This window comes from Martinezella rhizogenes (assembly GCF_007002745.1).
In the GTDB taxonomy this organism is placed as follows: Bacteria; Pseudomonadota; Alphaproteobacteria; order Rhizobiales; family Rhizobiaceae; genus Agrobacterium; species Agrobacterium cucumeris.
In genome coordinates, this window is sequence record NZ_SGNY01000008.1 from 143,899 (window position 1) to 159,250 (window position 15,352).

Sequence of the window (15,352 nt, forward strand, 5' to 3'; positions counted from 1 at the left end):
AGCGTTTCCAGTAAAAGCGGAAACGCTTTTACGTCCGGACAACGCGTAAAATCAAAACGATCTAGGCAGCGACGGAATCAGGCTCGCCTTCACCCTCCGGCTTTTGTGGCTCGGCGTGCTTGCCGGTTGATTTCTTGCGGGAAAACAGACCGGTGAGGAAGTTGCCGAACCGGTCCATTTCCACGAAGATAACGGGGGTGATGAACAGCGTCAGCAATTGCGAGACGATAAGGCCGCCAACCACGGCGACGCCAAGCGGCTGGCGCAGTTCCGAACTGGCACCCGAGCCAAGCGCGATTGGCAGCGCGCCCAGCAAGGCGCAGAAGGTCGTCATCATGATCGGCCGAAACCGGCGAACGCAGGCTTCGTGAATGGCGGTGACGGCCGGCTCGGCCTTTTCGCGCATCAGTTCCACCGCCACGTCGATCATCATGATCGCGTTTTTCTTGACGATACCGATCAGCATCAACAGGCCGATAAGTGCGATGATCGAGAAATCCATGCCCATCACCTTCAACGCCACCAGCGCGCCGAAGGCCGCTGCCGGCAGGCCGGACAGAATGGTCAGCGGGTGAATGAAGCTCTCATAGAGAACGCCGAGAACCACATAGATGGTCAGCACCGCCGCAAGAATGAGGATGCCGGTATTGCCCTGGCTCTGCTGGAAGATTGCCGCCGTGCCGCCATAGCTGGTGAAAACGTCCTGCGGCAGGCCGATCGTACTCTTGAGCTGATCGATCCGGCTGGTGGCATCGGACAACGCCACCCCATCCGGCAGGTTGAAGGAAATCGTCGTGGAAACGAGCTGGCCTGTCTGGTTGATGGTGACCGGTGCCTGGGTGCGGGTGAGGGCAGCAAAATTGGAAAGCGGAACCAGAACGCCAGATTTGGCCGAGAGAATATTGATATCGCTGAGGAAATCATCATTCCACTGTTTCGAACTGTCGAATTCCACAATCACATCATAGCTGTCACCGGTCGACTGGATTTGCGCCGCCGTATAACCGCCAAAGGACATTTCCAGCGTCTTGCGCAACTGGTCATTGGTGATGCCGAAGGCGGCCGCTTTTTCCGGATCGACGGTAATCGTCGCGGCGATGGCGCCGTTCTGGGCGTCGGAAGTCACGGCGGTGAATGTGTGGTCGCGGCGCATCGCTTCCATCAACTTGTTCGACCAGTCATTGGTCGTATCGGCATTCAGGCCCTGAACGACAAGCTGATACTGGCTGGCGGAACTGCGCCCGCCGAAACGCAGGCTCTGCTGCGGATTGATATAGGTGCGGATGCCGGCCACTTTCGATGTGGCCTGCCCCAGTTCCGCCAGCACCTGGCTGAGCGGCGCGCGTTGTTCCTTGGGCTTAAGTTCAACGAACATCGAACCATTGTTCAGCGGATTGCGGGAGTTGCCGCCGACAATGGAGGTGACATGCACAACGGCCGGGTTCTTGCGGATCTGGTCGGCGACCTGTGCCTGAAGGTCCCGCATCGCAGTATAGGAAATATCCTCGCGCGCCTGCGTCGACACGGAAAGACGGCCAATATCCTCCTGCGGGAAGAAACTGGAGGGCAGGGTCTCGAACAGATAGAGCGAGGCGGCAATCGAGGCCAGAAACGAAGCCAGAACCACACGGCGGTGGGAAAGGCACCAGCCGACTGCACGGCCATAACCACGCAGCGTGCGCTCGAAACCGGCATCGAACCACCGGACGATGGCTGGCGGTCTGGACGAATTGCCGGAAAGGCGCGAGGCGAGCATCGGCGTTACCGTCAGCGACACCAGCGCCGAGGCCATGATCGCGAGCGTGACGACCATGCCGAATTCGTTGAAGAGCCTGCCGATCACCCCACCCATCAACAGGATGGGAATGAACACGGCGACCAGCGAGATGGACATGGACAGGATGGTATTGCTAACTTCCGCTGCCCCCTGAAGGGCCGCTTCCCGCATGGTCAGCCCTTTTTCATGCAGGCGTAATATGTTTTCCAGCATGACGATGGCATCGTCCACCACCAGCCCCACGGACAATGTCAGGCCAAGCAGTGAGATATTGTCGATGCTGTAACCCAGCACATACATGGCGCCGAAGGCTGTGATCAGCGACAGGGGTACGGCAAGGCCTGGAATGATGGTCGCCGTCAGGTGGCCGGTGAAAAGATAGATGACCGCGACGACCAGCCCGATGGTGAGGAAAAGCGTGAACTGCACATCGGAGATCGCATCCGTGATGGCGGTCGAGGCATCATTCATGACGTTGATGTTCACCGAGGGCGGTAATTGCTGGCGAAGTGCCGGCAGCTTGGCCTTGATGGCATCGACAACGTCGACGGTATTGGCGTCCGGCTGTCGCTGTACGGCAAGGATGATCGCCTGTTCGCCGTCAAACCAGCTGCCGGCATTGGTGTTGTCGATGCTGTCGGTAACATTGGCGATGTCACCGAGATGAATGGCTGCGCCGTTATTCGTCGCCACGACCAGGGTACGGAAGGCCGCGGCATCCGTGCGCTGGGTATCGGCCTCGATTGTCAGGCGCTGGTTGTCGTTCTGCAATGCGCCAACGGGTACCTGATTATTCGCCTGCGCTATCGCATTGGTAACGGTATCGACGCCGAGCCCGCGTGCCTGAAGCTGCGCCGGATCGAGGCCGATGCGCACGGCATAGGTCTGCGCCCCATAGACACTGACCTGGGCGACGCCGGAAATGGTGGAAAGCAGCGGCGAGATGATATCTTCGGCGATCTCATCCACCTTGCTGGTTGGCAGTTCCTTGCTGTTGATGGCCAGCAACAGCACCGGTGCATCGGCCGGGTTGGTCTTGCGGTAGCTCGGCGTCGTCGTCATGTTGCTTGGCAATTGCCGCTGCGCCCGCGAAATCGCGGCCTGAACATCGGCAGCCGCCGCATCGATATCGCGGTTGAGATCGAATTGCAGCACGATCGAGCTGTTGCCCAACGTATTGGTGGCGCTGATCTCGCTGACGCCCGGAATGGTCTCGAACTGCTTGACCAGCGGGGTGGTGACCGATGTGGCCATCGTCTGCGGCGAAGCGCCTGACAGCGACGACGAGACGCTGATCGTCGGAAAATCGACCTTCGGCAGTGCGGCGACGGGTAGCAGGCGGAAACCGGCAAGCCCGGCCAGCACGAGGCCGATGGCGAGAAGGGTGGTTGCGACGGGCCGGTTGATGCAGAAATTCGAGATCATGGGGTGCCAGCCTTTTCCTGCGGAACATTGGCGGCCAGATTGCCATCTGCGCCACCCTTGTCGGAAAACTGCTCGACAACCTGCTGGCCATCGGCGAGTTCCGACTGGCCTTCGATGATGACATGTTCTCCACCGGACAGGCCGCTGGCGATGGCGGTGAGATCGCCGTTCGAACGGGCGACTTCGACCGTTGTCATATGGACACGGTGGTTTTCATCGACGGTATAGACGAAACTTCCCTTCGGTCCCGGCCGAACCGCAACCGTCGGCACGACGATCATCTCTTCATCCGAGACGAAGTGGGCTGTGACGTTGACCGACTGGCCGGGCCATAAAAGGCCGCGGTCGTTCTTGAATTCGGCTTTCACCAGCACGGTGCCGGAGGTCTGGTCCACCGTATTGTCGTAAAAGCGCAGCACGCCCTGCATGGCTTCACCGCCGGTTGCCGCTGGATCCACATCCACAGTTGCGCCCTTCTCGAGGCCTTCGCGCAATTGCGGCAGGTAACGTTGGGACAGACGGAAACTGACGTCGATAGGGTCATATTTCGTGATCGTCACGATATTGACGCCGGCGCTGAGATAAGCCCCGGGGCTGACGCTGATATCGCCCAGCCGACCGTCAAAGGGCGCACGGATTTCCATATTCTCGAGCGTCACCTGGTCGGCGGCCAGTGCCGCGCGGTCAGCACCGATCTTGGCGCTGGCCGAATCCCGCGCCGCCTTGGCCAGATCCAGCACTTGCTGGGCTTCGGCATTCTGCTTGACCAGATTGGCGGCCCGCTGGAAAGCCGCCTCGGCCTGATCGAGCGTCGCCTGATCGGCGGCAATATTGGCCTTGTCCTTATCGACGGCGGCGCGGGCAATGCGGTCATCCATTTTCAGGATCAGATCGCCGGCCTTGATATGCTGGCCGTCCTTTGCCGCGATTTCCGTGACGAGACCGGCCTGAAGCGGGGCGATATTGGTAATATCGGCCGCAACCGCCCAGCCTGTCGCCATGGCATCCATCGGCAGCGTCGCCTTGTCGACGGCGATGGTGCTGACGGTGGGCGGTCCGCCATTGCGCCGCCCGCCACCCTGTCTTTGGCTCTGTTGTTGGGCGGGCTGGCCGTTTTGTGCGTGCTGCGCCCTGGTATCAGCCGTGGCAGGGGTCGTCTGTTGCGAGACGCTGGCGAATTGCTTGAGATAGGGAATTTGATCGAGCGGCAGGCGGTCTTTGAAATACCACGCGCCGATGGCTGCGATGGCAAGAACGCTGAGGGCGGTCCAGAAACGTTTCATCTGACGATTCCGCATAATGAGAGCGATACATGTTTCCCGAACATGTGCGGCAAGCCTTGGGAGCAGCTTGCCACCCAGAAGATACCCATTGCGCTGCGAAATCACCTTAAACTTTTGTAATGGCGGCAACAATGGCCACGGCGCTACGCCTTGCGGAGCAGGGGGTGTGGCGGTTCTTGGCCGATGCCGGTCGCCGGCTTGCCACGCGACAGCCGCTGCCTGGGCTTCGGACTCTGCCTCCAAGATCAGCATCTGTGTTCACCGGTGCCGTCAGTTGCTGGAGCGGAATGTCGTCGATATGCACCCTGACCGGCAGACAATTCCCGCTAATGGTTTCAGCCAAAAAAGCCGCCTCGTTTCCGGGGCGGCTTTGGTGTCAGCGGCGCGATGCCATGGGTCAGAAGGCCCGGATGGCGTTGCGCGTCGCAAGTACATCCTCGGCCACATTGCCCGTCGTTGCGGGAACGGAGCCGACGAGATCGAGGAACTTGTAAAGTTCGGTTGCCTGCGAATTCGTGACGTAGATGATGTCGCGATCCTGCATCGGGAATTTCGTGCTGGCGAAGAAGGTGGACGGATCGCGCAGATTGGCGCGGAAGATGACCGGAACGTCCTGGCCGGGGAATTTGGACGTATTGATGCCGAGTTTAACCAGAAGCTCGCGCTTGACGGTACGATAGACATAGACCTGGGCCGGATCCGCGCGGGAATCGAGCAATCCGCCCGCCTTGCCGAGCGCATCCGAAAGCTTGAGATCGGCGTCCTCGAATTCGAAACGGCCGTTGAGGCCGGAAGCGCCGAAGGCGAGATAGGTGCGGCGCTCACGCTCCACCATGATCGTGTCGCCCGGAACCACATAGATGTTCTCGCTCGGCGTGCTGACGAGGTGATTATAGTTGACGCGCGCAGTCTTGCCGCGGCGGATCAGCGTTACATAGGATTCGATATTGGGCGCGCTGAGGCCCTTGGCATAGGAGATCACGTCAAGAACGCGATCGCCCGCTTCCGACAGCTGGACCTTTGTCGGCTCCTTGACATCGCCAAGCACGGAAGCCTGCGCCGAACGGCTGGAAATCTTGGTGATGAGAACCTGCGGTTCGATGGCGCGGTTGGCAAGTCGCTCCTCGATTTCGCTCTGCACATCCTCGACATTGCGGCCGGTCGCGCGGATCTTGCCGGCATAGGGCACGCTGATATTGCCTTCCCGATCCACCGTCTGGTTGGGCAGGCTGATAAAGTTGCCGGGGCGGCTGCCCGCATCACTCGGGATGAACAGACCACCCGCCTGGCTTTCGAAGATCGCCACCTGCACCACGTCACCGACACCCATTGGCAGCGCAGGCACACCGCCCTTGCCACCGCCAAAGCTGCCGAGCAGGGTCGTCGTCGTGGTATCGCCGACATAATTCAGGACGGAACTGTTTATGTCGATCAGCGCGTAGTCCACGCCTGCGGTTTTCTGCTTGTCCTTGGAACCGAATTTGACCGAAGCGTTGGATTCGATTGACGCCGCATCAGGCCCGGACGCCGCTGTGACCGTGCAGCCTGCCAGTGCTGCGGAGGCGAGCAGAATCGAAACATTCAATAAACGCATTTGGTCCTCAAAATGAATTTCGTCCGAAAAGTAAAACAGTCCGGACATCGTATAATTTTTAAAAAATAGACACGTCATAAACAGAGCCGGTAAAGGAAACTCCACCGGTATTACATTCCTTAAGCAGAATCGTATTTAGAAACTGCTTCTGCCCGCATCAGGCATATGCCCAATTCCAGGCGATGCTTCAAGTTCATTCACCGATCATCTGTGCCAGAAAGCTGCAATCGCGCACATTCGTGGTTCAGAGGAGCGTTGATGTCTTTGCTTTTAATATTCAGTCAGAGCCATAATCTCTTCGATTGCTGCATTGCGCTAGTGCAGTTTTGTCACGCTTGAGAAGTTTCTTTATGTCTTGATATCACGAATTGGTAATTATTTGTTTTACGAATGTTTTTTCAGCTTTTTACGGATGCGTCCGAAAGACGGTGTGATGTCGTTTGATCTTCTATGGGCCGAGGCGGGCAATGCCAGCCACTCATGGATGCCAAGGCGGATGGCGGCCATTTGAACGATGGCCGGCAGCGCAACACCAATGATTGTCGTGATTGCCAGAAGGCTTGCCATATCTGTCACCTGAAACAGTTTTACTGCAACAGCCCGGCCAAAGCCGATGGCGATGATGTGCATGACATAAATGCCGACGGACAGTCTCCCAAGCGTTTCAAATACGGACGATATCGCGTTTTCGCTCCTCGCGAGAATTTGCGATAGTGCGATCACCAGAAAGATGCCGAGAACAGCGGAGATAAAAGGGAGCCTTTCGGGAATCTCGGCTTGCCATGACAAATAGGCTGAAATTGCAAAGGCTACGAGCAGTCCGAGAAATGAGCGCGTATCGTATAGTCGCTGCTGAAAACCATATTGTTTCGCGACGATGCCGAGTGTGAAATACACGAAGCCGTAGGCGATATCCCAAAGGACGGAATGGCCGAGTGAATAAAGCAATGTGAAAACAACGAGTGCGAGTGCCAGGCGGACAATCGCGGATAGCTGTGTTAAAACAAAGGATGCGAGCTGGCAGAAAAACAGCGCGTAGAGAAACCAGAAGGGACTGATCGGATTCCACAGGATTTCGAGAATTCTGGTAAAATCAATGACCGTATTTGTGAGGCCGAGACGCCCCATGGCAACCATGAGGCTGCCGTGCAGGAGCGACCAGAACAGATAGGGATAAGCGATATTTTTTCCCAGCTTGCCCAGGAAATCTCTGGGGTCCGTCGTTTTGCCGGATGAGAAAAACAGCCCCGAAACGAAGAAAAAAAACGGCATATGAAAAGTATAGATCGTGTAGTCGACAAATCCCAGAAGGCTGAATTGCGGTGGTGCGCCGGAAACGCTTAGTCCCCTTTCCGCGTGACCGAAAACCACAAGGATCATGCACAGGCCTTTGGCGACATCATAACTATTGTCGCGCGACTTTTTCTGTTCCATGTCGGTGCTCTGAAAAGTTTTTGATAAAATCTAAAAGTTCAAAAGAGAATGAGAAATTTCAGGACAAAAAAATCGTGGTCCGGATATACGGTCCGGACCACGATCATTTTAGGCAATGGCGCTGCTAATGCAAATTCTCTTTGAGAGAATTATGCGGTGAACCAGCCGCTGCCGGTAAGGTGAACACCTGAAACGATGATCTTTTCACCCTTGTGCGCGCCGTCCACATGGTAGTCGAGGACGGTGTCGTCGCCGAAGGTCGACAGCGTCCAGTCCGAGATTGTCGTGCCAACCAGCTTGAGCTTGTCCACGCTGGCGTTGAAGCCACTGATGGAGTCGGTGGCAAGGCTCTTGGCCATGTCGCCGAGATTGAACACGAAAGTATCGGCACCGCCGCTGGCGATGATGTGATCGATGCCCTTGCCACCGGTTACCAGCGACGAAGCGAGCTTGACGCCGCTAAGATCGATCGTGTCGTTGCCGTCACCAGCGTTGATCGTGACAGAGGTTGCGCTACCGTCGGTGATGCCCTTGCCACCGTTTACGACATTGGTGCCGGCAGCAACGCCGCCTGCGCCCGCCGAAGACAGATCATTAAGGGCAGAGCCGGCCTTGACGATGATGGTGTCGTTGCCGGCACCGGTGTCGATGTTGAAGGCGTTTACCCAGGCTTTGTCGTTCGACAGAAGTGAGAGGGTGACCGTGTCATTGCCCGAGCCGGTGGAGATATTACCACGCTTGGCATTGAGAACTTCAACGTTGGAAGCGGTGGTGCCGCCAAGGTGAACGTCAACCTGCACGAAATCCTTGAACGAAAGGTTTTCTGCGGAGTCGGACTTGGCGAGAACGTTTTTCACCGAGTTCCATGCCGACGTCACGTCGAAATTGAAGCTGTTGGTGCTGGTGTCGTATCCAACATCGACCTTGCCGCCCACGCTGCTGCCGGGAACCGAAACGGCGCCGACATCAACGACGCCGGAATTGAGCGAGGAGCCGTTCTTGGTCTGCGTCGTCGATTCCGTGAGGAGCTTGTAAGCTTCCTGATCGATGAGATTGGTGAGCGACGAAACCGTCGAAGCGCCGCCATTACCGAAAGTGACAGTTAATGCCATGTTACTCTCCTATAAATTTTTGAGACTGAAATGAATTGAAATTTACTCTAAACTTAGCAATGCCTACGATATTTAATCCATAAAAAATAATAAAACAAGAGACTAATTTACGCTTATTTTTAACTATACTGAGTGTCTACCCGCATATTTTGTGAATGTTTTCATTTGGATAATATGCAGCGTAAAGAAGCTTATTCCTGTATGAACGTTTTATTAAGCCGGTCCTGAAACGGTTTCACGAAATAGGACAGCACGCTTCTCTCACTCGTCTGTATGAAGACTTCCGCCGGCATTCCCGGGTATAGTTTTCCGCCCGGAAGATGCTGCATCCCGATCTTATCCGGTTTGATCCGCAGGGTGTAAAAGGAGGCCCCGGTTCGGGAATCCATCTGTAGATCAGGAGCGACGACGGCGACTTCGGCAACGACATCAGGTGTCGTGCTCTGGTTGAAGGCCGTGAACCGGATGGTGACCGGCTGGCCGACGTAAATCTGGTCAATGTCTCGCGGAAGTATGTCCGCTTCGATTGCAAGGTCGTCTTTCTCCGGCACCACCAGCATCAGCACTTCGCCCGGCTGAATGACACCATTTATATTGTGCACGGAAAGCTGATAGACACGCCCGGCGATCGGTGAACGAATATCAAGGCGATCCAGCTGATCGCGGGTTGCGGCAAGCCGTTCTTCGTATTCGGCGACCGTTGCCTCGACCGATGTCAGGTCTTTGGTAACTTCGGACTTTCGGTCTTCGTCGAGCTGCAGCAGCTGCAGGTCCATTTCACTCATCTTGCCCACCGTCTGGGCGCGGGCCGCCATATATTGGCCCTGCTGGCCTTCGAGGTTGGACAGCTGCCGCTTCAAGAGATTGAGCCGCTGAAGCGTGACGAGCCCCTTGCTGTAAAGTTCCTGCGTCTTGGAAACATCCTCCTTGACGATGGCAAGCTCGTTTTCGGTTGCCTCAACCTGAACGCCCATGCCTCGCGCCTCGTCAAGAAGTTGCTCCTTGCGCGTTGCCAGCTGTTTTTTCATGCCGGTCAGCGCGCTGAGGCGGCTGTTAAAAAGCCCCTGTTCGCTGTCGATGAATGTCCTGGCGGATTTCGGATTGGTCAATTCCACCAGATCTTCCGGCACGGTGAAAGACGCGGCCTCGGTAATTTCGGCGCGCAGACGGGCACGGCGCGAGTAAAGCTGCGCGAGCGTGTTCTCCACGATGGATAAATTGGCCTGAACGATCGTGTCGCTCAGCCGCAGTAAAATCTGCCCTGCATCGACCCTGTCGCCTTCGGCGACCCTGATCTCGCTGACAATGCCGCCGGAAAGGTGCTGGATTTTCTTGGAGTTGCCTTCGACGACGACCCGTCCCGTGGCGACGACTGCGCCGGCAAGCTTTGCCATGGCTGCCCAGCCGCCCAATCCGACGAGCAGGCCGATGGCGAGAACCATCACTGCGGCGGAATGCTTTACGAGAGACGCATTCGTGACGCCGGCTGTTTCCTGCTCAACCATTTTCGCCCACCCGGTTTTCGATCCTGCGCGTTTCTTCCTCCGCGGCCGGCACCTGATGCAGGTTTTGCCGTAGGATTTGCGCCAGCACTTCTTCCTTGGTGCCGAAGCGCAGCATCCGGCCGCCGCTCATGACCATCACGAGATTGACGCTTTCAATGGCGCTGGGACGATGGGCGATGACAACAACGATGCCGCCCCGCGCCCTGATGTCGCCGATTGCATTGCGCAGCGCCATCTCGCCTTCGCTGTCCAGATTGGAGTTAGGCTCATCCAGAATCACAAAAAACGGTTCGCCGAAAAGCGCGCGGGCAAGGCCGATGCGCTGCTTCTGCCCGCCCGATAAGGCCTCGCCACGATCGCCGATATAGGTGTCGTAACCGCTGGGCAGGCTCAGGATCAGGTCATGAACCTGAGCCGCCTTGGCCGCCGCAACGATTGCTTCCGCTGTCGCATCACGGTCAAATCGTGCGATATTCTGCGCGACGGTTCCCGCCATCAACTCCACCTGCTGGGGCATGTAACCGATGGATTTGCCGAGAACCTCGAAATCCCATTGGTTCAACGCTGCGCCATCGAAGCGCACGGAACCGCGCTCATAGGGCCAGATCCCCGTCATCAGGCGCGCCAGCGTTGATTTTCCGGACGCGCTTGGGCCAATGATACCAAGCCCGTCGCCAGCATTCAGCGTAAAGGAAATATCGGCAACCGTATCGCGCGCAGCACTCGGCGGCCCACCCGTCACACGATCGACGGCAACGGTATATTGCGGCCGCGGCAGAGAAAGTGGCGGCGGCGGCTCAGGCACCAGTTCAAGAAATTCGTTGATGCGCTTCCAGCCCTGTCGCGCCGTCATGAAACTGCGCCAGTTGGCTATTGCATGTTCGACGGGGCCAAGCGCCTTTGCCGAAAGGATCGAGCCTGCGATGATGCTGCCCGCTGATGCATTGCCATCGATGACCAGCACGGCGCCGATTGCCATGACGCCGGATTGCAGCAGCAGGCGGAATGTGCGCGATATCGCGCCAAGCATGCCTGCCGTATCGGAGGTCGAGAGGGTGACGGCACGATATTGGGAATGCAGATCGCTCCACATCGAGGTCACCGCACCCATCATCCCCATGGTCCTGATGGATTCAATATTGCGCTGACTGTTGCCCACGAGCGTGTTTCTCTGCCCACGCGCGGCATAAGCCTGTTTGGTCGCCTTTTCGGTGAGCCAATTGGTCAAAAGCGTCAAGATGACGAGAATGACGGCGCCGCCAAGCACGGCAAAGCCGATCCACGGGTGCAGGGCAAAACAGATCAGCAGATAGATGGGGAGCCAGGGAATGTCGAAAAATGCTCCGGGGCCCGGACCGGACAAAAACTGACGTATCTGATCGAGATCGCCGACGATCTGCAAGCCATCGATCTTGGCGGAGGCAAGAAGAGGAGCGCCGATCGATGCCCTGAAAAGCTTCTGATTGAGCGCGTCGTCGATGGTATCGGCGATACGCGCCAATATCCGGCTGCGCAAAACGTCAAAGCCCATCAGAAAGGCGTAAAGGATGATGAGGAGAACGACCAGCGCGACAAGCGAAGGGATGCTCTTGCTGGGCAAAATGCGATCGTAAACCTCCAGCATGAAGAGCGAGCCGGAAAGATTAAGAATATTCATCAGCGCACTGGCAAGGCCAACAGCAAAAAAAGCGCGCCTATTTTTTGTTAAAAAAGAATTAAATAAAAACATATCAACACCTAAAACTGCGCGAAAATTGCACAATAAATAAAATTAGGCAATGCTGTTTGATAATGAACTGGATAAACCGATTAAAGCATCTTAGGATTAGTGCCGCGGGGGCAACCTGCAAAAATAAATCCGGCTAATAATTAGGGCTGGCCTTTGTGTATGCATCCTCGATATTTAAATGCTTCGCGCTGAGGCGAGATCGCTGATCCGGATCTACTTCGGTGCGGTCATTAACAGGCGTGCCGCCAGCGGTTTAGCATTATCGATCGACACGGCTCGGTCTTCAGCCGCGCAACGGGTCGTTGACGTTCAGGCCCGTTCCGCCAGTGCAAAATTCACGGTATCGGCAAATTCCCGCAGGAAACGTTCCCGTGAGAAGCGGGCGGCATTGTCGATGCAGGCGTTCTTGTCGAAGCGCTCGGAATTGTCGACGAATTCCTGCACGGCGGCACAGATCGCTTCCGGTGTCTGTTCGCCGAAATAGAGGCCCGTCGGCTGGTTTGAAGCGCCGAGCGGGATGACCGTTTCAAGCACGCCGCCTCTGCCATAGGCGATGACCGGTGTTCCGAGCGCCTGCGATTCCACCGGCACGATGCCGAAGTCATCTTCTGCCGCAAAAACGAAGGCCCTGGCTTCCGCCATGTATTTATGAAGCTCCTCATTGCCGACGAAGCCAAGGATTTCAACGTTGGGCGCGGCGATGTCGCGAATACGTTTCATGTCGGGTCCGTCGCCGATGACGACGAGGCGTTTCTCGGGCATCTTCGCAAAGGCTTCGACGATCAGGTGTACCTTCTTGTAGGGCACTAGCCGCGACGCGGTAACGAAATAGTCGCCTTTCCATTCGGAGGGAGACAGATGCGAGGTATCCACCGGCGGATAGATCACCGTTGAATCGCGCCCGTAACATTTGCGCACCCGGTTGCGAATGAATTTGGAATTGACCGTCATCAGGTCAACGCCGTTGGCGGTTCGTATATCCCACATGCGAATATAGTGCAGGATGGCGCGCGCAATCCATGAGGCGAAGCCGCGATTGAGTTTTGTTTCTTTCAGATATTGGTGCTGGAGATCCCAGGCATAACGGATGGGGCTGTGGATATAGGAGACGTGAAACTGGCCCGGACCGGTGATGACACCCTTGGCGACGGCATAGCTTGAGGAGATCACCAGATCGTAGCCGCTGAGATCAAATTGTTCGATGGCAAGCGGCATTAACGGTAAATAGGAACGGTATTTCTTCCGGGCGAAGGGCAGTTTCTGGATGAAAGAGGTGTTGACGGGCCGCCCGCCGAGGAAACCCCGGTCGCGCTCGCTCATGAAATCGACAAGGCAATAAAGATCCGCGTGAGGATAGATTTCGAGAAGGTTGTGAAGCACCTTTTCAGCCCCACCTCGGTCGGTGAGCCAGTCATGGACGATTGCCGTCTTCATAATTTCCTCAATAATTTCAACGTAATAAAAATTTATAATCCGCCCTGGAAAAACTCGGCGGTATAGAATGGCCTGCTTGTCTCCAGTCCTGAAAAAGCGGCTGCCGGAGACGGAATGATATGAAAATAATAGGAATGCTAAGCGATGTCGGTCGAAAACTGGTCTTGGTTCGATCTTCAATAGCAGTTTGTTCGCAAATGCGAAATATCCCGACCTGTTAATTCTCTTCTGTCTCGCCCGGAAGACGTGGCCGTCATTCCCAAAAGCTTGCTTTTAACGCTGGCAAAGATTTCCTGCTGGTTCCTCAACCCATGAATTCCGAGATCTCGCCACGAGGTCATTGACAAGGCGTCTTATCAAGATATTCTGTTATAAAGATGCATATAACATAATAATGGAACATCGAGTTGATAAAAAAAGCTGGGAGCTTTAACATGAGACGTAAGATTGCATTTCTCGCCACCGCCGCGCTGTTGCTGGCGCCGGGTGTGATGATGGCCGCGGAGAAGGGTGGCGTCATCAACGTCGCGACGATCGGCGAGCCGCCGACACTCGATCCCATGGCCTCGACCGCCGATCTGGTCGGCATCGTCACGCAGCATATTTTCGAAACGCTTTACACCTTCGACAAGGGCTGGAAGGTGACGCCGCTTCTGGCCGAAAGTCTGCCGGAAATCAGTGCGGATGGCAAAACTTACACGATCAAGCTCAGGCAGGGCATCAAGTTCCATGATGGAAGCGACATGACCTCGGAAGATGTCGTCGCCTCGCTCGGCCGCTGGATGAAGATCGCCTCGCGCGGCAAGCAGGCCGCCGGTTTCATCGACAATATTTCCGCGCCCGATGCCGGAACGGTGACGATCACCCTCAAGCAGGCCTATGCGCCGCTGACCTCGCTTCTGGCTTTCAACAACTCCGCCGCCATCATTCTGCCGGCTGAAAAACAGGCGGAGCCGATGGCCGAATTTGTCGGCACCGGTCCTTATATGCTGAAGGAACGCAAGGCGGACCAATATATCCAGCTCGTGCGGTTCGATGGTTACAAATCCCGTGATGGCGAAAGCGACGGTTATGGTGGTGCACGCCATCAGTATCTCGATGAAATCCGCTTCGTTCCGGTGCCTGATCCGAATACCCGCGTCGAAGCCGCTGTTTCCGGACAATACGACTATGTCGATTCCATTCCGGTGGAATCCTTCGACAAGGTGAAGTCCTCGTCGGCCTCGCAGCCGATGATGCTGAAACCATTCGGTTTCCCGGTCTTCGTGTTCAACACCAAGGAGGGGCTTGCTTCCAAGCTCGAGGTCCGCAAGGCCGTGACCGAAGCCTTGAACATGGACGACATGCTCGCAGCCGCTTTCGGCAGCACGGATTTCTACGCGCTGGACGGTGCCTATTACCCCGACAATTTCTCCTGGCACACGGAAGAGGGTGTCGAGGGCAATTATAATGTCGGCAACCCGGAAGCCGCCGCCGAAAAGCTGAAGGCAGCCGGTTATAATGGCGAGCCACTGCGCATCCTCACCAGCCGCCAATATGAGTTCCATTACAAGATGGCGCAGGTGGCGGCGGAATATCTGAAACTTGCCGGTTTCAAGGTGGATATGCAGGTGGTGGACTGGGCGACGCTGACGCAGCGCCGCGCCGATCCGAAGCTTTGGGACATCTATATCAGCCACAGCCCCTTCCTGCCGGAACCGGCGCTGATGGGAGCTCTGTCCACCAGCTCACCGGGCTGGTGGGATACGCCGGCACGCAAGGCGGCAGTTGACGCCTTCACGTCGGAAGCCGATCCGGAAAAGCGCCTCGCGCTTTGGGCCAACGTACAGAAGACGATCTATGCCGAGCTGCCGCTCATCAAGATCGGCGACTTCAACGCCGCCGCGGCCAAGTCCAACAAGCTTGATGGTGTCGACCCGGCTCCGTGGCCGTATTTCTGGAACGCTTCGGTCACGAAATAGGATCAGCTTGGTCTCGGGGTGCTGGGTGCTACGGCCGCACCCCGTCATCCCGGCCTTGAGCCGGGATCCAGCGCGATCAAGTCTTTGATCGCAAGGGA

The 15,352-nt window shown here is 56.6% G+C and carries 9 protein-coding genes; 1 reads left to right on the forward strand and 8 read right to left on the reverse strand.

The genetic code is table 11. The features are described from left to right. Positions 1 to 61: 61 nt before the first annotated feature. From EXN68_RS21175 to EXN68_RS21210, 8 genes are all read right to left on the reverse strand, one after another. Positions 62 to 3,202, reverse strand: coding sequence for an efflux RND transporter permease subunit (locus EXN68_RS21175; RefSeq protein WP_142842725.1), 3,141 nt, complete (start codon positions 3,200 to 3,202; stop codon positions 62 to 64). Next, entirely contained in the window at positions 3,199 to 4,485 is a 1,287-nt protein-coding gene (locus EXN68_RS21180; RefSeq protein ID WP_142842726.1) for an efflux RND transporter periplasmic adaptor subunit, read from the reverse strand. The genes EXN68_RS21175 and EXN68_RS21180 overlap by 4 nt, the downstream gene beginning before the upstream one ends. Before the next feature lie 397 nt (positions 4,486 to 4,882). Beyond that, a complete protein-coding gene (locus EXN68_RS21185; protein WP_142842727.1) occupies positions 4,883 to 6,079 on the reverse strand; it encodes a polysaccharide biosynthesis/export family protein in 1,197 nt (398 codons plus the stop codon). 384 nt (positions 6,080 to 6,463) lie between these two features. Next, positions 6,464 to 7,513 (reverse strand): acyltransferase family protein, encoded by a 1,050-nt coding sequence (locus tag EXN68_RS21190; RefSeq protein WP_142842728.1) that lies wholly within the window; start codon positions 7,511 to 7,513, stop codon positions 6,464 to 6,466. A gap of 149 nt (positions 7,514 to 7,662) precedes the next feature. Next, on the reverse strand, positions 7,663 to 8,625 hold the full coding sequence (locus EXN68_RS21195; RefSeq protein ID WP_142842729.1) for a rhizobiocin: 963 nt from the start codon (positions 8,623 to 8,625) through the stop codon (positions 7,663 to 7,665). A 191-nt stretch (positions 8,626 to 8,816) separates the two neighbouring features. Further along, complete coding sequence (locus tag EXN68_RS21200; RefSeq protein WP_142842730.1) at positions 8,817 to 10,130, reverse strand: HlyD family type I secretion periplasmic adaptor subunit; 1,314 nt, start codon at positions 10,128 to 10,130, stop codon at positions 8,817 to 8,819. Further along, positions 10,123 to 11,859, reverse strand: coding sequence for a type I secretion system permease/ATPase (locus EXN68_RS21205; protein ID WP_142842731.1), 1,737 nt, complete (start codon positions 11,857 to 11,859; stop codon positions 10,123 to 10,125). Before EXN68_RS21205 ends, EXN68_RS21200 begins: the two co-directional genes overlap by 8 nt. 309 nt (positions 11,860 to 12,168) lie before the next feature. Continuing rightward, complete coding sequence (locus EXN68_RS21210; protein ID WP_142842732.1) at positions 12,169 to 13,293, reverse strand: glycosyltransferase family 4 protein; 1,125 nt, start codon at positions 13,291 to 13,293, stop codon at positions 12,169 to 12,171. 434 nt (positions 13,294 to 13,727) lie between these two features. Between EXN68_RS21210 and EXN68_RS21215 the strand changes: the two genes are divergently transcribed. Next, complete coding sequence (locus tag EXN68_RS21215; protein WP_142842733.1) at positions 13,728 to 15,254, forward strand: ABC transporter substrate-binding protein; 1,527 nt, start codon at positions 13,728 to 13,730, stop codon at positions 15,252 to 15,254. Positions 15,255 to 15,352 lie beyond the last annotated feature (98 nt).

What these genes read in the sequence shown, in the direction of transcription:
- EXN68_RS21190 (WP_142842728.1), bottom strand. Translation starts at nt 7,513, where the DNA reads ATGGAACAGAAAAAGTCGCGCGACAATAGTTATGATGTCGCCAAAGGC.
- EXN68_RS21205 (WP_142842731.1), bottom strand. Translation starts at nt 11,859, where the DNA reads ATGTTTTTATTTAATTCTTTTTTAACAAAAAATAGGCGCGCTTTTTTT.
- EXN68_RS21180 (WP_142842726.1), bottom strand. Translation starts at nt 4,485, where the DNA reads ATGAAACGTTTCTGGACCGCCCTCAGCGTTCTTGCCATCGCAGCCATC.
- EXN68_RS21210 (WP_142842732.1), bottom strand. Translation starts at nt 13,293, where the DNA reads ATGAAGACGGCAATCGTCCATGACTGGCTCACCGACCGAGGTGGGGCT.
- EXN68_RS21200 (WP_142842730.1), bottom strand. Translation starts at nt 10,130, where the DNA reads ATGGTTGAGCAGGAAACAGCCGGCGTCACGAATGCGTCTCTCGTAAAG.
- EXN68_RS21185 (WP_142842727.1), bottom strand. Translation starts at nt 6,079, where the DNA reads ATGCGTTTATTGAATGTTTCGATTCTGCTCGCCTCCGCAGCACTGGCA.
- EXN68_RS21215 (WP_142842733.1), top strand. Translation starts at nt 13,728, where the DNA reads ATGAGACGTAAGATTGCATTTCTCGCCACCGCCGCGCTGTTGCTGGCG.
- EXN68_RS21195 (WP_142842729.1), bottom strand. Translation starts at nt 8,625, where the DNA reads ATGGCATTAACTGTCACTTTCGGTAATGGCGGCGCTTCGACGGTTTCG.
- EXN68_RS21175 (WP_142842725.1), bottom strand. Translation starts at nt 3,202, where the DNA reads ATGATCTCGAATTTCTGCATCAACCGGCCCGTCGCAACCACCCTTCTC.